Origin of the sequence: Actinosynnema pretiosum, from assembly GCF_024171695.1 — a bacterium.
In the GTDB taxonomy this organism is placed as follows: Bacteria; Actinomycetota; Actinomycetes; order Mycobacteriales; family Pseudonocardiaceae; genus Actinosynnema; species Actinosynnema pretiosum.
In genome coordinates this window covers 645,785-663,309 of record NZ_JAMTCF010000001.1, presented here as the reverse complement: position 1 = coordinate 663,309, position 17,525 = coordinate 645,785, and the positions used below count along the sequence as shown (strand labels likewise).

The window sequence follows — 17,525 nt, the reverse complement described above, 5'->3', positions numbered from 1 at the left end:
AGCAAAGATCAACTCACTGATACCCCCGGATCTGGCAGAACGCCCGCTCCAACGACTCCGAGTTCGCGTCCCACACCGCCCCACCGGTGATCTCCGCGATCTCCCCCATCTCCACCCGAGAAGCCTCCCCGAACACGATCGGGAACACCGGCACCGCCTTCCCCCGAGCGAACTCCCGGTACTCCGCCAACGTCCGCCCCCGCCGGTTCTCCCCGTCGGTCATCAGCACCACGCTCGTGAACCGCTCCGGCGAACTCCCCAGCAGCCCGTAAGCACCCTCAAGGCTGTCGTACACCGCCGTGTCACCCCCGGCGACCAGCCCCTCGACGGCCCCCCTGATCCGCTCCAGCGCCACCCCCGGCGCCCCCGCGTCCACGCTGAACTCCAACGGCGCCAGCGGAGCGTGGTTGAACGGCAGCAGCACCACCTCCTCCCGGCTCCGGAACCGGCAGTACTGCCCAGTCAACGAGTCGTCGGACCCGGTCAACCTGCTCAGCGCCCGCTTCAGCTGCACCATCCGGTCCCCCTCCATGGACCCGGACACGTCCAGCACGTACACCGTCCGCGACGGCCGCCGCAGCTCGTCGTAGTAGGCGTTCAACAACGCCCCCACCACGGCCTGGCTGTCCGGGAACGGGATCTCCACCAACCCGGACCGCGCCCCTGCGGGCAGCTCCAACCCGGCCACCGCGGGCCGCCGCCCGGTCTTCGCCACGATCTCCCGCTGCACCTCGTCCCGCAGCAGGTACTCGGTCAACCGCCGGTGCGCGTCCCGCGCCGCGTCATCCGCCCCCGACAGCACCGCAAGCGGGTAGTCCGCGCTCACCACCCCGTCGCTCGGGTACAGCGGCACCAGCGGCTCGGGCAGCTCCCCGCCCGAGTTCAACGAGCTCAACGACGCCTCGTACGTGATCAACCCGTCGACCGGCCCCCCGGCGTCCTCGCCCCTGGCCCGCTTCACGAACGCGTCCGCCAACCAGTCCGACGACCCGGCCGTGATCCGGTGCCCGGTGAACAACCCCGACACCGGCCCGGCGACCCGCTCGATCGCCCCGGTGTCCAGCGCCCGCCCGCTCCCGTCCAGCGCGGTCGCCACCGCCACCAGCGCCGAGAACCCGGTGTTCGACGCCGCCGGGTCGGTCATCGCGAACGTGAACCGCCCCGCGCCCGCCGCCTCGGCGATCCCGCCCCAGGTGACGTCCCCGTCCGCCCACCCCAGCTCGCGCGCCGCCGACTGCCGCAGCCCGAGCACCACGGGCGACGACATCACCTGCACCTCGGCCCCGAGCCTGCCGCGCGCCTCGGGCAGGCTCCGCAGGTACTTGGTGGACGAGAACCACACCGCGTCGTGCGCGCCGTCAGCCTTGCCCTCGGCGACCTTCTGCGCTCCGTCGAGCGTGCCGGTGAAGGTGAACTCGACCTTCACCCCGGTCGCCCGCTCCGCCTCCTCCAGCACCGGCGCCATGTCGGCCAGCTCGCTGCCCGCCAGCACCCGCAACGTCGTCGGGACGCCGCGCAGCGAGGTGTCCTCGCTTCTCGGCTCGGCCTGCTCCGCCGTGCAGCCCGCCAGCGCGACCAGCGCGACCAGCGTCAGCACCGCAGGCACCACCACGTTCCGGGTCAACCGCAACCTCACCGCCCGCACCCCCGACCGCTCCGCTGGATCTCCGCCAACCCGTCGAGCATCCGCTCCAGCACCGCCGTCGACGGCGCCTCCACCACGAACCTCGGCGCCTCCGGGGCCCCGCTCGGCTGCGCCGACGCGCGCTCCGGCCGGAACCCGTGCGCCGCCGCCAGCTCGATCAACCGGTCGTCACCGCCCAGCGCCTCCCCGAGCCTGCGCGCGTCGTCCTTCCCCTCCAGCGGGATGAACGTGTGCCGCGAGTACACGGTCGGGTTCGGGAACAGCGCCACGGCGTCCTCCGGCAGTCCCGGCGCGGGCTTGGTCGAGCGGAACTGGGCCTCGTACACCAGGCCCAGCTGGATCCGGCCGCCCTGCGGGTCGCGCAGGTAGTCGTTGAACAGCACCTCGCTGGTCGCCGACTGCTGGCCCTGCTGGAGCACCATCGAGCACAGGTCCGGCATGACCCGCGCGATCTCGGCGTCGCTGGTCACCACCGCGCCGCCGTTCGCCGCGTGCGAGGCGATCGAGAGCATCATGATCGCCGAGTTGGAGTCCTTCGGGTCGGTCGTGCTCAGCGACACGACCTTGTTGGGGCCGCTCGGGTTCCCCGGGAGCTGGTTCCACTTGAGACCGTCGCGCGCCGCGCCGAGCAGCGCCTCGACGTCGACCAGCGGTTCTCCCGGACCGTCCTGCCGCACGATCCCGGCGCGGGTGAGCACCTCCACCAGCGGGCGGTGCGTCGCGACGACCATGGGGGACGAGAACAGCGCGATCCCGGTCTTCGCGCCGGTCTCGGACTTGATCTTCTCCGCGGTGGCGGTGCTGGAGGGGAACGCGAACGCGTGCTCCGGGTCCTGCTCCAGCTGCACCAGCATGTCCTCGCGGGAGCCCGCCGGGTTCGCCGTCACCTCGAAACCCAGGCAGCGCAACCGGTCCCGCACGTCCGGGTCGTCGAAGTAGGGCTTCTTCTCGGAGCCGATCAGGCCCTTGACCCGCACGGTGTCCGCCGTGCAGCCGGTTGTGGCGCTGCCGGGGCTCGGGTTGTTGTTCTGGCCGACGACTACCACCACCAGCACGATGATGATCGCCACGCCGACGACCAGCGCGGCCAACCGGCCTGCCGCGTTGGTGCTGTTGCTGTTGCTGTTCGTGATGGTGCTGTTCGTGTTGGTGCTGTTCGCGTTACCGCGCACGCTTCACCCGCCCCCGATCCCGGTGTCCAGCAGCCGCAGGTCGGGTGGGACCAGGGTCGCGGTCTCCAGCAGCACCCGCAGCAGGTTGTTCTTGATCGCGTCCGGTGGCGCCGAGTCGGCGGTCACCCCCGGCACACCCGAGGCGGCCAGTCGTCGGCGCACCACGTCCACCACGTGCTCGGCCTTGCGGTCGGTCCAGGCGGGCTGGCCCGGCACGGCGTCGAGCGCGGCTCGGGTCTCGTTCCAGGACAGCGGGCGCGCGTCCGGGGCGCCCAGCAGTGCCAGTTGGAACAGGGCCACCAGCACCAGGCGCTCCCGGTCGGTCAGCGGCCAGACCAGGTCGCGGGTGCCGGTGTCCGGGCGGACCTGGCCTGCGGGTGGGCCGCCGGTGCTGATCAGGAGTTCCACCAGGTGCAGGCGGGAGCCCCGGATGTGCAGCGGGGTGTAGCCGGGGGCCAGCGCGGTCTCGTGGCCGCTGAGCAGTGGGGGGTGGCCGGGGAGGTTGATCGGGAGGCGGCCGTTGTTGCGGACCAGCCAGGTGGTGCTCTCGCGGCGCAGGGCGGCGTGCTCGCGGCTGATGTGCCAGTCGCCTGAGCCCACGGTCACGTGGACGTCGGGGCTGTTCCGGCCGAGGAGAAGAAGGGCGCCGGGGGAGGGGGTCGCGGCGTAGCCGCCGTCCTCGCCCAGGGCGAAGAGGGTTCCGCGCGGGGCCGGGGCGCCGCTGATCAGGGGTTCCCGGCGCAGCAGGCTGGGGGTTCGGGGTTCCAGGAAGTGCATCACCACGTTGCGCGCTCCACGTCGGCCACGTTAGGGGCGTGGGCTCGGGAACCCTCCCGAGCCGACGTCCCTGGTCTCGTCGCCTGGTGTTGGGGGGCGGGTTGAGGGAGTGGAGGGGTCGGGCGGGGCGGAGGGGGTGGGGGGTTCAGGGGAGGGGGTGTTGCCGAGCACGGCGTAGGTGAGCAGCGCGACTGCCACGGCGAGGGCCGGGTGGGACCAGAGGGGTGGTTCCAGGAAGAAGGAGCCCAGCACGAGGCTCGTCCCGCCTGCCAGGACGCCGGTGACCACGGGGGCGGTCCAAGGTGAGCGGTGGGGTGCGGGTTCGGGGGTGGTGGGGAGTGGTTCCGGGACCTGGGTGTTGACTTCGGAGTGCTCCAGCGCCTCGCGTGCTGCTGCGGCCAGTTCGCCTGCGGACTGGTGGCGGTCGTCCGGGTGCTTGGCCAGGCCGCGTTCCACGACCCCCTGCATCGCGGGAGGGATGTCGGCGGGGAGTTGGGGGACTTCGCCCTTCAGGTGGCCCATCAGGACTTGGACCTCGTCGCCGTCGAACGGTCTGCGACCCGCCAGGCACTCGTAGAGCACCACGGCGAGGGAGTAGACGTCCGCGCGGTGGTCGGAGGCTGAGGTTTCCAGGCGTTCGGGGGCGATGTAGTGCGGGGTGCCCACGACCTGGCCCAGGCGGGTGATCGGTGGGGCGGTGATCGGTTGGGCGATTCCCCAGTCGAAGAGCCAGGCGTGGTCGGTGCCCTTGCGGGCGCCCTGCTCCAGGAGGACGTTCGACGGTTTCACGTCGCGGTGGCGGAGGGCTTTGCGGTGTGCGGCGTCCAGGGCTGCGGCGACCTGTTCGACGACGCTCACCGCGCGTTCCGGGGGGAGGGGGCCCTTGGCGACCTCGGTGGCCAGGTCGGTGCCTTCCACGTAGCGCATGACGATGTAGGGGCGGGCGCCGACGGAGTAGTCGTAGACCGGGAGGACGTTCGGGTGGTCGATCCGCGCGGCCAGCGCGCACTCGCGGCGGAAGCGCTCTTCGAGCTCGGGATCGCGCAGCACGTCGGTCGGGAGCAGCTTGATGGCCACCTTGCGGTTGTCCCGCGAGGTGTCCTCGGCGATGTGCACCTCGCCCATGCCGCCTCGGCCCAGCAAGCGGATCAACCGGTATCTGTCCAGATCATCACCGACCGCCACCGCCGGAACTTAGAAGGGTGACTCGAACGTGGGGTTAACTCGGGGGAACGGGGTGGGGGAGGTTGGGGGAACGTGCTGGTCAGGGGGTGGTTTGTGGGGGTGGGGGTGGGCGGGGTGGAGGTGGGGGTGGGTACTCGTCTGAGTGGTCTAGTTGCTCTGGGGCTAATGGCGTAGCGGTTGGGGCGATGTCTTGTAGTGCAGGTGTTCCCCGTGGTGGCTTGGGTGGGCGGGGGCCTGTCGGTGACCACCTTCGGCTGGGGTCCGCCGCCTGGGGCAGAGGCGGTGGGCCCCGGCGCTTTTTGTGGGTGGCTGGGGAAGGTGAAGGGCGAAGAGCTGAAAAGCTCGCCTCGCCGGCGGGGCAGGCCTCCAAAAACGAGGGAGACAGGCTCTGCCGGCCGGTGACTGTTTCGCTGGTGGTGCGGTTTACCCCTGCGGTGGTCCGGGTCCCTCGTCTCCGTTTGGCCTCCTTTCAGGCAAGCACACTCGTCAAGACGCCGGATGACTGTGCGGTCTGCCGTGGCAGTGCGGCGGCATCTTGACGAGCGCGCTCGGGCTTCGCCAGGCCAAACGGAGACGAGGGACGCGGGAGTGGGTGGCTGCGGGCTCGCTTCGCTCGCCCCGCAGCCCGCGAGTACGTGAAGCTGGCGAGTGCGGGAACGTGGGCGGGTGCGGGGACGTGGGCGGGTGCGTTTGGTCCGGGCCTGCGTGGGCCTGTATGGGCCTGCGTGAGGATGGCACTTGGGGGTTTTGCTGGGCTGTCGGGTGGGGTGGTTTGTTAGGGTCGGGGGGTCTGACCGGCGCGTTGCCGGGGTGGTCGGGGGTGTGTGCTGCCCGGTCGGGGCTGGAAACCTCGGGCGTGTTCGTGGTGGAGGCACTCCATTTTTGCTCGGTTCAACCCTGTTGTTCGTGTGCCTGCGGGTAGGCGGAACTGGTGGGTTCTCGCGGTTGTCTCACTGACGCAGTTGCTGGTTGTCCTCGACGGGACCATCGTCAACGTCGCGCTTCCCAGTGCTCAGGTCGACCTGGGCATGTCGGACGGGGCTCGGCAGTGGGTGGTCACGGCTTACGCGCTGGCCTTCGGGGCGTTGTTGTTGCTCGGTGGGCGGATCGCGGACTTCTGGGGGCGGCGGCGGGCCTTCTTGCTTGGGCTTGCGCTGTTCGGTGTTGTGTCTGTGTGGGGTGGGCTTGCGGGTAGTGGTGCGGAGTTGCTCGTAGCTCGGGGGTTGCAAGGGGTTGCTGCGGCGTTGATGGCGCCTGCCGCATTGGCGATCGTCACCGTCACGTTTCCCTCCGGGCGTGAGCGCAATGTCGCCTTCGCTGTTTTCGGGGGGATCTCCGGTGCGGGTGCGGCCATCGGGTTGTTGCTCGGGGGTGTGCTGACCGAGTACCTGTCGTGGCGGTGGTGCCTGTTGGTGAACGTGCCGTTCGTGGTGGTCGGGGTGGTTGCCGGAGGGCTGCTGCTCGGGGAGTCGCGGGCGGACGGGGATCGGCGGTACGACGTGCTCGGGGCGGTCGCGGTCAGTGGGGGGCTGGGGGCGCTCGTGTACGGGCTGACGCTTGCCGAGGAGTCTTGGGTTTCCGCTTCCGCGGTGGGGTTCGTGGTGCTCGGGGTGGTGTTGTTGGGGGCGTTCGTCGTCGTGGAGGCGCGGACCGCGCACCCGTTGTTGCCGTTGCGGGTGTTCGCTGATCGGGGGCGGGTCGCGGCGTTCCTCATCCAGGGGATCACCGGGGCGGTGATGATCGGGGCGATGCTGTACCTGACGTTCCACCTGCAGGGGGTGTTGGGGTTGTCGCCGCTGCTCGCCGGGCTCGGCACGTTGCCGATCACCGCGAGCATCACGGTCACCGTGCCGTTCGCCACCCGGATGTTGGAGCGGGTCGGGCCGCGTGCGCAGCTCGTGCTCGGGCCGGTGCTCGCGGCTTGCGGGGTGGGGTACCTGGGGCTGATCACGGCTGACGGCGGGTACTGGGCCCAGGTGCTGCCCGGACTGGTGCTGTTCGGGGTGGGGATGGGTTTCACGTTCGTGCCGTTGCAGAACCTCGCGCTGCTCGGGGTCGAGGCTCGGGACGCAGGGGCCGCTGCGGCCACGGCCACGGCCGCCAACCAGGTCGGCGGGTCGGTGGGGCTCGCGGTGGTCACGGCCATCTACGCGGGCGTGGTGGCTCGGGCCGAGGGGCCTGGGGCCGTCGAGCGGGTGGTGTCGGGGTATTCGGCGGTGTTCGCCAGTGCCGCGGTGCTGTTGTGCGTCGCGGCTGTGCTGGCTTCGGTTCTGGTCGGCAAGGGGGCTTTGCAGCGGGCCGATGTCGAGAGCGCGCCTGTGGTGCATTTGGGGTGAGAGGTGAGGGGTGGGGGGCGGCTGGGCTGGCCCTCCCACCCCTCCGGTCAGCCGCCTACGCGCGGGGTGGGCATCACGGTCGTCACCACGGTGCGCTCCCAGCCGGTGTCCGCCCAGAAGCTGATGCCGGGCACCTCGCCCAGGCCGCAGCCCTTGGCCAGGGCGCGCAGCACGGCCGGGACCCTGCGGGCGGTGTGGCCGTGGACCAGGACGTCCACCCACGGGGCGTCCACCAAGGCCTGCTCGGCCTCGCCGCCCACGACCACGTGGCACCGGGGGAACAGGCGCTTCACCTCGCGGGCCAGCTCCACCTCCGTCCCGTCCGCCGCCAGGGCCACCGCGAACGGCTCGTCCAGGGTGGTCAGCAGCGCCGAGCGGTCGTTCCGGTGGAACTCGAACGTCGGGGCCGACCGCTGGTCGCCCGGTTCGGCGCACTCGTCCAGCTCGACCAGGTGCACTCGTCTCGGCATGGCGGAATCTCCGTCCTCAATGGACACTGGTGGGCGCTTCCGCGCCCCTGAGGGCGCGGGTGATCCGGTCGCGGGGGTCCGCTCGCGGGGAAGGGGGAGCCCGGTGATCGGGACCACGGTGGAGGCGACCGGGTTGGACGCGGGGGAGCTGGGGGCGGTGCTGGCCGAGGGGCTGCACGACAGCCCGCTGGCCGAGCACTACGAGCCCGACGGCGCGCGGCGGCGGGAGGTGCTGGAGCTCAAGTTCGGGGCCGTCGTCGCCGACTGGTTGACCGAGCCGCCGCTGCCCGCCGTCCGGGCCTGGTTGACGCCGTGCCGGTCCGCCGCCGCCGTGTGGACGCACGCCGAGCACCGGCCCGACCCCGTGGAGGAGCTGGAGACCGCGCGGTGGGTCGCCGACCAGATCGGGCCGTTCGGGGCCTCCCGGTACGAGCGCGCGGTGGCGCTGGCCGAGCAGCGGGAGCCCTCCCTGCCGCACCACCGGTTGCGGGCGCTGGCGACCGTGCCGCACCGGCGCAGGAGCGGGCTCGCCTCGGCGGTGCTGGAACCGGGGCTGCGGTGGTGCGACGAGGGTGGCACGCCCGCCTACCTGTGGACCGCCGGTGACGAGGTGCTGCCGTTCTACCGGGCGCACGGCTTCGACGTGCTGTGGACCCACCCGGTGGCGGGCGGGCTGCGGTTGCACGGGCTGTGGCGCGACCCCGCGCCGGTCCAGGCGCCCGAGGCGCGCATCCCGCGCAGCCGCAGCCCCGAGTAGGGCTGAGGACCGGGGGAACCCGCCCCTGCGGGCCCGGCCGGTCACCCCGGCACCGCGCGGGGGGCGCTCACCAGGTCACCGGCAGGCGCACCACGCGGCGCACCAGCAGGTCCCGGCGCCAGTCCAGCACCTCCTCCGCCGCGAGCCGCACGGTCGGCACGCGGTGCAGCAGCGCCGTCAGCGCCACCTCCAGCAGCTCCGCCACCACGCCGGGGCCCAGGCAGTGGTGCCCGGTCGGGAGCGGGCCCGCCTCGCGGCGGAAGTCCAGGGCGTCCGCGCCCGGCGCCGACGCGGGCGCCACCGCGTCCCCGGCGCGGATCAGGGCGCCGCCGAGCTCCACGTCCTCGGTGGCGTAGCGGGCGCACGCCGCGCCGGGCGGGAACGGCACGCGGCGCAGCAGCTCCTGCGCGGCCAGCGGGATCAGCTCCGGCTCCTCGCGCAGCAGGCGCGCGTGCTCGGGGTGCGCCAGCAGCACGTACGCGCAGTTCGCCAGCTGCGTGGCCACCCCGTCGCCCGCCAGCAGCACGCCGCCGACCACCTCCAGCAGCTCGCCCCTGGTCAGCTCCGGCTCCGCGCGCACCAGCGCCGTGACCAGGTCCGCGCGCGGGTGCGCCCTGCGCTCGGCGACCAGGCGGTCCGTGTACGCGGTGACCAGGTCGCGGGAGCGGCCGGTGTCGCCGCCCACCGCGAACGCGGTGAACCAGTCGAGGAACACCGCGCGGTCCGCGTACGGCACGCCCACCAGCTCGCAGGTCGCCTCCGCGCTCAGCGGCGCGGTGAAGCGCTCCACCAGGTCGGCCGGGCCGCCCGCGTCGAGCACGCCGTCCAGCAGGGTGTCCGCGATGCCCAGCAGCCTCGGGCGCTGCGCCGCCAGCACCGGACCGGCCGGGACCTGGCAGTCGGCCAGCACCCTGCGCAGCCTCGCGCGGTCCCCGTCGTCGCGCTCGCGGGCGGGCGGGACGACCCGGCCGGGCAGCAGCGGCGGCCTGCTCTCGGCCGCGCTGGTGAACCGGCGGTCGTCCTGCAGCGCGCTGATGTCCTCGCGCCGGGTGACCAGCCACGCCTCGGCGCCGAACGGCACGCCCACCGACGTCAGGCCGGAGCGCTCGCCGGGCGGTTCCAGGCGGACCGGCGGGCCGGGCGGGTGCGGCAAGGTCAGGGCTGCGGGCATGGGCTGCCTCCGCTCGCGGGGCTTCTCCGCCTGACCGGCGGCGCGATGGGGTCGAGCGCGGGGAACACCGCTTGTGCGGTCTCAGGGATTGTCGGTTGGGGCGCCCGCGAGCCTCAACACCCCGACCGGTTAGCCCGTGCTTTCCACCCGACCGGGTGGCTCTCGGTTGCTGCGGTCCAGGGGGCGGGGTACTAACCGGGAGCAGGGCGTTCAGGTCGGCTGACCGGGGGACCGCCCGTCCGGGGACGCGCCCGGTCGGCGCCGCTCGGGCGCTTTCCCGCGCGCTCACCGGAATGCCCGCGAGGTCCTTCGGATGGGAGTGCCGTAAATGGTGGCAGCCGACCGGTTGGAAGCCTCGTGAGCGCGCCGCTGAGCGGCTACGACCTGTTCGCCCGCTGGGCCGAGGACGACCCGTCGCGGCCCGCCGTCGACGACGGTCGCGAGGTGGTCACCTACGGCGCGCTGCGCAGGCACGCGGACGCGCTCGCCACCCGGATCGCGGCCTCCGGCGTCCAGCCCGGCGACGCGGTCGGGCTGCTGATCGGCGGCGGGTACGAGTTCGTGGTGTCCGTGCTGGGCGTGTGGCGGGCCGGGGCCGCGTACGTGCCCCTGCCGCCCGCCCAACCGCGCGCCCGCGCCCGGATCGCGCTGACCGACACGTCCGCCCCGCTGGTGATCGCGGACCACGAGCCGTCGCCGCCGGTCAGGGGCCCGAAGCTGCTGCGCGTCGACCGCCCTGGCACCGCGGCCGAACCCGCCGACGTGCCAGGACCGCTCGCGTACGTGCTGTACACCTCCGGGTCGACCGGCTCGCCCAAGGGCGTCGCCATCGGGCACGAGGGCGTGGTGAACCTGGCGCTGGCCGTCGCGGAGCACTTCGGCGACCTGGACGGCGCGCGCGTGCTCCAGTTCGCCCGGCCCACCTTCGACGCCTGGGTGTGGGAGCTGGCGATGAGCCTGCTGTCCGGCGGGGTGCTGTGCCTGCCGCCGGGCGGGACCGTGCTGGCCGGGGTCGAGCTGGCCCGCGTGCTGCGCAAGCTGCGCGTCACGCACCTGTCGGCGGCGCCGTCGCTGCTCGCGTCGCTGCCCACCGGGGGGCTGCCGCACCTGCGGACCCTGGTGTCCGGCGGCGAGCCCGTCACGCAGGCGCTGGTGGAGCGGTGGGCGGGGCGGGTGCGGCTGGTCAACGCGTACGGGCCGACCGAGACCACGGTGTGCGCGACGATCGGCGCGTGCGCGCCGGGCGAGCGGCCCACCATCGGCAGGCCGCTGCGCGGGGTGACCGTGCTGCTGCGCCGCGAGGACGGCGCGACCGCCGCGCCCGGCGAGGTCGGCGAGGTGCTGATCGGCGGGCCGGGCGTGGGGCGCGGGTACGTGAACCGGCCGGAGCAGACCGACGAGAGCTTCCTGACCGACCCGCACTCCGACCGGCCGGGCGCGCTGATGTACCGGACCGGCGACCTGGCGCGGCTGCTGCCCAGCGGGGACCTGGAGTTCATCGGGCGGATCGACCGGCAGCTCAACGTGCGCGGGCACCGGGTCGAGCCGGGCGAGGTCGAGGCGGCGCTGTGCAGGCACCCGATGATCACCGGGGCGGTGGTGACGGCGGACGGGCGCGGCGGGATGGTGGCGCACCTGGAGACGGACTGGGCGGTGCCGGTGCCGGAGCTGCGGGCGTTCCTCAAGGAGACCCTGCCGGAGCACCTGGTGCCGTCGGTGTTCGTGCCCGTGCACCGCCTGCCGCTGACCGCGCACGGCAAGGTCGACCACGCCGCCCTGCCCGCACCGGACCGCTCCCGGCCACTGCTGGGCCACGACTACGTGGCGCCGCGCGGGCAGGTGGAGCGGGAGCTGGCGGCGCTGTGGTCGGTGCTGCTGGACGTGGACCTGGTGGGGGCGGTGGACGACTTCGCGGCGCTGGGCGGGACCTCGGTGGACCTGCTGCGGCTGCGGGACGAGGTCGCGGCGCGGTGGGGGGTGCGGTTGACGGCGGCGGAGCTGGTGGAGGCGCGCACGGTGCGACTGCTGGCCGCGCGGGTGACCACCCCGGTGCCGCAGCAGCGGACCCCGCCTTCGGGGTCTGGGTCGGGGTCTGGGGCTCGGCGGGGGCGGGTGCCGGAGCGGGAGGGGAACGCCTGAGGGTGGCGCGGGGCCGCTGAACGGTGGGGCCGCTGAACTGCGGATTCGTTCGGCGGCGCGGTGGGAGCATCTCCGGTGTGGTGGGCAACCGGGTTGGCGACGTCGACGGGACCGTGGTGCAGGCCGGGGTCGTCCACGGCGGGGTGCACGTGCACGCGACGGCGCCCTCGGCGTCCCACGCCGACGGGCCGGGGGACTGGTCGGCGCGGCTGCCCGCCGGGGTGCGGGCGCTGCTGCGCGCCCAGGCGCAGGCCGAGCACCGGTTCCCGTACCGGCTGCCCGGCGCGCGGTCGTCGCTCGCTGCGGTGCACGTGCGGCAGGAGCTCGGGGTGTTCGCGGAGGAGCCGGAGCGGGGCCCGGCCGAGCGGCGCCGGGTCGTGCCCGACGGGCGTGGCGGGGTGGTGGAGGTCGCCGCGCCCACGTGGGGCGGGCAGGTGGTGCGACCGCCCGCGCGACCGCTGCGGGAGGTGCTCGACGGGGACGCGCACCTGGTGGTGACCGGTGGGGCCGGTCAGGGCAAGTCGACGTTGCTGCTGCGGCTGGCGGCGGACGTGGCGCGGCGGTGGGAGGGCGAGGGCGACCCGCTGGCCGAGGCCGTGGTGCCGCTGCGGGTGACCGCGCGCGAGCTGGCCGCGCGGCTGGACCTGCCGTTCTTCGAGGCGTTGGCGCTCGGGGCGCACGCTGAGTACGGGGCGCTGCTGGGCGGGGCGGTCGACCCCTCGGTGCTGGCGTCGCGGGTGGGCGGGTGCCGGTGGTTGCTGCTGGTGGACGCGCTGGACGAGGTCGCCGACGTGGCGCGGCGGGAGCGGTTGGCCGAGGTGCTGGCGCTGTGGGCGTCGGCGGGCGGGCACCGGGTGCTGCTGACGACGCGACCGGTGGACGGGGCCGACCCGCTGCGGCGGGTGGGGGCGCTGCGGTACGAGCTGCTGCCGTTCGACGAGGCCGGGCTGCGGGTGTTCGCCGGGAACTGGTTCGGGGCGGAGGTCGGGCGGCGGTTCGTCCGGCAGGTCAGGGCGGCCGGGCTGGTGGAGCTGGTGCGGTTGCCGCTGCTGGCGACGATCGCGGCGATCCTGTTCGAGCGGTGGGGCGACCGGCCGCTGCCGGACAGCCGGTACGAGCTGTTCGAGGCGTACCTGGGGGTGCTGCGGGGCGGGGGCGGGGTGTTCGAGCCGTGGCGCGCGCCGCTGCTGGAGCACCTGGGGCGGACGCGGCGGGAGACCGACGTCGAGCTGGGCGGGGCGGCGGTGGCGTGGGTCGGGGCGACCGTGCCCGGCGAGGTGCTGGGGGTGGGGTGGCGGGAGGAGCTGGCGGAGTTCCTGGTCGCGGTCGGGCCGCTGGTGGTGCGCGGGGGCGGGCTGGAGTTCCTGCACCACAGCTTCGCCGAGCACCTGTCGGCCACGGCGCAGGCGCGGGAACTGCCGCGCGACGGGTTCGACGGGGTGGGGTTCGGGCGGCTGCTGCACGCGGCGCTGCCCCGCGAGCGGGGGCGGTACGCGCGGACGGTCCTGCTGCACCACGCGCGGTTGTGGCCGGAGCGGGCGGACGGGTTGCTGCGGCTGCTGAACGGCGGGGGTGGGGAGCAGCACCTGCTGGCGGCGCGGTTGCTGGCCGGACACCTGCCCGCCGGGGCGGAGGCGGTGGAGGAGTTCCTGGTGACCGCGCGGGGCTGGGCGATGACCGCGAAGCAGCCGGAGGTGCTGGAGCAGGTGGGGCGGGCGCGGCACCCGGGGCTGGCGGGCTGGCTGACCGGGCTGGTCCACGACGGGGCCGCGCCGTGGCGCTCGCGGGTGGAGGCGGCGACGGCGCTGGCGGTGCGGTTGCGGGTGGGGGGTGCGGCGGTGGAGGTGCTGTGCGCGGCGGTGGGGGACGAGGGGGTTGCGGTGGGGGACCGGCTGGCGGCGGCCGAGGCGCTGGCGGAGTGGGGCGGTGAGGAGGCGCGGTTCGCGGAGGGCGGGTTGTGGGCGGTGCTGGTGGACGCGCGGGCGGACGGGGAGCAGTGCCGGAAAGCGGCGGTGACGCTGGCGGGATTCGGTGGGGAGGCCGCAGGGCGGGCGGCTCGGCGGTTGCTGGAGCTGGTGGGGGACCCGTTCACGGCCAACGCGGATCTGGTGGAGCTCGCTTCCGGGGTGGTGGAGATCGACGGGGGGTTCGCGGGGCGGGCGGTGGAGGTGTTCACCGGGGTGCTGCGGGACCGGGTGCACAGCACGGCCGGGGTCCGGGACGCGGCTCTGGGGTTGGTGGCGCTGGGGGAGGAGCGGGTGGCGGTCGAGGCGCTGGGGGCGCTGATCGGGGATCACGGGCGGAACCGCTATTACCGGATCAAGGCGGCGTTGGTGCTCGCCGAACTCGGAGCCGGGCACCGCGAGGTCGCTGAGCGACTGGTGTGGGAAGTGCTGGGGGAGCAGGGGGTTCAACGGGAGGAGAGCGCGCTGTACCTGGCCCACTGCGTCGGGTTCGAGGCTGAGGAGAGCGCGTTCAGCGCTCTGGTGGGGCACTTGGCCGATCCGACGACCGACAGCCAGACCGCGGCGTGGGCTGCGGAATCGCTCGCGGACTTCGCTCCCGAGCACCACGACGAAGCCGCCGAGTGGCTCGTGGACGTGGCCCGCTCGCCACTTCTGACCGCTGGAATCCGGTTGTCGGGGTTGAGCAAGTTGGCCACGCTCGGTGGATGCCACCGACGGGAAGCGGTCGCCGCGCTGCGCGCCGCGGTGGCCGACCACTCCGCTCCGCCGCACTTCAGGGGGTGGGCCGCCGAGCACCTCTCCGAGATCGGGCCGGAGTTCCATCCCGAGGTGATCGCGCACTTCGAGTCGGCGGTGGAATTCGGCGGTCCGCAGGCACGAGCGCAGGCGTGGTGCCAGTTGTTGCTGCTGGGCAACGGGTATCGGGAACGCGCGTTGACCTGCCTGGCCGATCTGCTGGCGGAACGGGACGTGGCGATGGAAGTGGCGACTTCCTGCCACGGGCTCGACCTCGGACACCTGCCCGCCGCGCTGGAAGAAGTCGTGCGGGGCGCGGGGCTTTCCGATTTGCCTCGGCTCAAAGCCGCGCGGGCATTGGTTTCGCTGCGGCACCAAGGGGTGGGGATCGCCGGGTTCGGCGAGCTGGTGCGGACCACGTTGCCCTGGAAGGCCTACTACCACGTCAGGGGCTTCATCGGCGCGAGCGCAGGGCATCGCGGGCAGGTGGCCGAGGCGTTCGACGAGGTGATCGCCGATCCGTGGAGCACCGCCGGGCAGGTGTGGGAGGCGCACCAGGCGGTGGAGGTGCTGGGGTTTCCCTCGCCGCGCTTGACCGCCTTCGTCACCGATCCGGCCGTGCCCGCGCTCGTTCGCGGGGAAGCCTCCGTGCTCCTGGCGCAGCGGGACCCGGAGAGGGCTTCCGCCTCGGTGCTGCTCGCGGGTGCTTCCGGGTCCTGGCGCTGGCGTGCCGGTCTGCTGGCACTCCTGGACCTCGGGGTCGCCGTCCCGCTGGAGGACGTCGCGCGTCATCCCGACACGGGGTGTCGGGCCAGGGTGACGGCTGCGGCGATCGCAGGCTGCGTCGCGGAACTGCGTGCCCTGGCCCAGGACGAGAACCTCGGCTTACGGGAGCGGTTCGCGGTGGTGCGGCAGTTGGCCGAGACCGATCCGGGGAGTCGGGCGGAGGCGGTGGCGTGGTGCCGTCGTCGGATGCGGGAGGGGAGCGCCGAAGCCAGCTACCACCTGGTGCTGCTGGATCGGGCGTGCGCCGGGGAGGTCGCCGCTGTGCTGCGCCGGATGGCGACCACGGGGTTGCTGGAGGAGCGGGTGGAGGCGGTCACGTGGCTCGGCAGGCTGACCGACCCGTTCGAGCGGGCGGCGGCTGATCCGGCGGCGGCCCTCGTGCGCCACCCGGAGGTCCGGGGGCGGGAGGTGCTGGTCGAACTCCGGCCGGAGGAGCGGATCGAGGCCGAGCGCGCCCTGCTGGGCGACCGGTCCCGGTCGGTCGAGGAGCGGTTGCCGGTGCTCGACGCCTGGGGTGATCTTCCGCTCGCCGGTGAGTCCGAAGCCGAGATCCGGGACGTGCTCGGTGCGGTGGAGAGCGGTCGGCGGGAGGTCGTCGAGGCCGCGGTGGGGTTGCGGCGGTCGTCCAGGCGCGAGGCCGCCGTCGTGCTGGAGCGGGAGGGGGCGTGGGCGGAGTTGGCCGGGCTCTGCCTCGGGCAGTGGGAGGTGGTGCGGGCGCGGCTTCAGGGGGCGACGCGGTGGCGGGACGTCGAGACGCTGGTGGGGATGGGGGTTCCGGCCGGTGAGGTGCTCGTCCCCGGTCGGGGTGGGGAGTACCGGCGGGCTTGGGGTTCCCGGCTGCGCGAGGACTTCGCGCGGTTGCGGGTCGTGCTGGCCGATGAGTCCGCCGGGGCCGCTGTTCGGGTCGAGGTCGCGCGGTGGGTCCGGGAGCTCCAGGTCTGCGATCGGGCGCTGGCGGTTCGGGTGCTCGACCAGGTCGTTCGGGACTCCGGGCAGCGGGCCGCGCTCCGCGTTCGGGCGGTGGAGGAGCTGCGGTGGTTCGGGGAGAACGGGGAGCGGCTCGCCGAGGACGGGGCCTCGTCGATCGCCTTCGACGCCGCGCTGCCCGTCACCGCCCGCGCCCGTGCCGCCTGCCTGCTCGGCGTGGTGAGCCGGGCGCGCCGGCGGGAGGTCGCCGAGCTCCTGCTCGGGCTCGACGGCACGCCGCTCCAGCGGCGGGAGGTGTTGCTGCGGCTGGGCAAGTTCGACTCGGCCGCCGCCGTCCGCGAGCTCCGGGCGCTCGCCCGCGGAGCCTCGGGAGTGGTCAGGCTCCGGTGCGCCCAGGGGATGGTGGCCGTGCGGCGGGACCAGCGGGACGCCGCGTCCGCCGTCGTGCGCTCGGTCGCGTTCGACGGCGCGGTCGCCAGGCACGTCCGCGTCCAGGCCGCTCGGGAGCTCGCGCGGTGGAGCGAGGTGTGCCGGGGTGAGGCCAGGGAGTTGTTGGGCCGCTTGGGGGTTCGTCGTCGGTGACGCCGTCGTCGGTGGCGCCCGGCGACCTGGGGCGACCCGGCTCGGGCCTCGCTCGACGCCGCGCGGGCCAAGCCCGGTGCCGACGGGTCGACCGGGTGCTCGGCACCTCCTCCGCGCTGCCCGACGCCGCCGTGCTCGCCGGGCACGTGGTGCGGTTCCCCCTCAGCGACGACGCCTTCGCCGCCGTGCTCACCGACCTGCGCCGCGCCCTCGTGCCCGGTACCGGTGCCGGTTCGGGTTGCCGGACGGGCCCGTCGACGGGCGGGCCGCCTTGCGGTTCCGGACCGAAGCGGAGCTTCGGGCGGCGGTCGGGCGGGCCGGGTTCCAGGTCGTCGCCGTGCACGGAGGGTGGCGGGGGGAGGGGGTGGGCTCGCCCTCGGGTGAACTCGTCGTGGTCGCGCGGGGCTGAACGGGCGCGGATTTTTCCTTGGGCGGACGAGGTGTTGACCGGGGGTGTGCTGCGGGCGGAATCGGGGTTGCGCAATACGGCGATCGGGGACTTCCGTCAACGCTGAATTGAGTGTTTATCGGTTGTTGTCGACTTATTCAGCGCCGCGCCTGTGCGCCGTGGTGGGGCTGTACCCGCTTCCCCTGAGGGGTAAGGATCGTCGGACGAATGCGGTGGGGCTGCTGGTGTATCCACCACTACACCGAATGGTTGTGATCTTTCTCACAAATTTTGCGTGAGCCGTAATGCTTTGGTGTCGGATGCATGACGAGGTCGTGACCTGGGCGGGCAGAAATTTTCGATCTGCCAGGTTACTGCCCAGTTCAGCCGCCGTGCGCTTCCGAACAATTTGTCTCCGATCCTTTTCCGAAAGCGTTTCCTGCCGGCCGAACGGGGGGTGTTGACCCCGTCCTGCCTTCTTCTCTTGA

The 17,525-nt window shown here is 73.7% G+C and carries 10 protein-coding genes; 4 read left to right on the top strand and 6 right to left on the bottom strand.

The features are described 5' to 3' along the window. Positions 1-13: 13 nt before the first annotated feature. From LV78_RS02435 to LV78_RS02420, 4 genes are read right to left on the bottom strand one after another with little or no spacing between them, the layout of a single operon-like run. Positions 14-1,636: a substrate-binding domain-containing protein gene (locus LV78_RS02435; protein WP_253842989.1), complete on the bottom strand. Its 1,623-nt coding sequence runs from the start codon at positions 1,634-1,636 to the stop codon at positions 14-16. After that, positions 1,633-2,817 carry a hypothetical protein gene (locus tag LV78_RS02430; RefSeq protein WP_253842987.1) on the bottom strand — a complete coding sequence of 395 codons (1,185 nt, stop codon included), beginning with the start codon at positions 2,815-2,817 and terminating at the stop codon, positions 1,633-1,635. The genes LV78_RS02435 and LV78_RS02430 overlap by 4 nt, the downstream gene beginning before the upstream one ends. 3 nt (positions 2,818-2,820) lie before the next feature. Beyond that, entirely contained in the window at positions 2,821-3,600 is a 780-nt protein-coding gene (locus LV78_RS02425) for an FHA domain-containing protein (protein WP_253842986.1), read from the bottom strand. A gap of 24 nt (positions 3,601-3,624) precedes the next feature. Continuing rightward, a complete protein-coding gene (locus LV78_RS02420; RefSeq protein ID WP_253842984.1) occupies positions 3,625-4,746 on the bottom strand; it encodes a serine/threonine-protein kinase in 1,122 nt (373 codons plus the stop codon). Between the two features lie 857 nt (positions 4,747-5,603). Here LV78_RS02420 and LV78_RS02415 point away from each other — a divergent pair. Further along, positions 5,604-7,115 (top strand): MFS transporter, encoded by a 1,512-nt coding sequence (locus LV78_RS02415; RefSeq protein WP_253842983.1) that lies wholly within the window; start codon positions 5,604-5,606, stop codon positions 7,113-7,115. Positions 7,116-7,162: 47 nt separating this feature from the next. Here LV78_RS02415 and LV78_RS02410 read toward each other — a convergent pair whose 3' ends face one another. Then, positions 7,163-7,585: a hypothetical protein gene (locus LV78_RS02410; protein WP_253842981.1), complete on the bottom strand. Its 423-nt coding sequence runs from the start codon at positions 7,583-7,585 to the stop codon at positions 7,163-7,165. A gap of 103 nt (positions 7,586-7,688) precedes the next feature. Here LV78_RS02410 and LV78_RS02405 point away from each other — a divergent pair, with 103 nt between their 5' ends. Next, complete coding sequence (locus LV78_RS02405) at positions 7,689-8,342, top strand: GNAT family N-acetyltransferase (protein WP_253842980.1); 654 nt, start codon at positions 7,689-7,691, stop codon at positions 8,340-8,342. 67 nt (positions 8,343-8,409) lie between these two features. On the opposite strand, the gene LV78_RS02400 is transcribed toward LV78_RS02405, so the two are convergent. Next, positions 8,410-9,513 (bottom strand): cytochrome P450 family protein, encoded by a 1,104-nt coding sequence (locus tag LV78_RS02400; RefSeq protein ID WP_253842978.1) that lies wholly within the window; start codon positions 9,511-9,513, stop codon positions 8,410-8,412. 357 nt (positions 9,514-9,870) lie between these two features. Here LV78_RS02400 and LV78_RS02395 point away from each other — a divergent pair, with 357 nt between their 5' ends. Continuing rightward, positions 9,871-11,652: a non-ribosomal peptide synthetase gene (locus LV78_RS02395; protein ID WP_253842976.1), complete on the top strand. Its 1,782-nt coding sequence runs from the start codon at positions 9,871-9,873 to the stop codon at positions 11,650-11,652. A gap of 80 nt (positions 11,653-11,732) precedes the next feature. Further along, positions 11,733-16,649 carry an NACHT domain-containing protein gene (locus LV78_RS02390; RefSeq protein ID WP_253842974.1) on the top strand — a complete coding sequence of 1,639 codons (4,917 nt, stop codon included), beginning with the start codon at positions 11,733-11,735 and terminating at the stop codon, positions 16,647-16,649. Positions 16,650-17,525 lie beyond the last annotated feature (876 nt).

Excerpts from the sequence above, each read along its gene's own strand:
- LV78_RS02400 (WP_253842978.1), bottom strand. The coding sequence starts at position 9,513 with ATGCCCGCAGCCCTGACCTTGCCGCACCCGCCCGGCCCGCCGGTCCGC.
- LV78_RS02410 (WP_253842981.1), bottom strand. The coding sequence starts at position 7,585 with ATGCCGAGACGAGTGCACCTGGTCGAGCTGGACGAGTGCGCCGAACCG.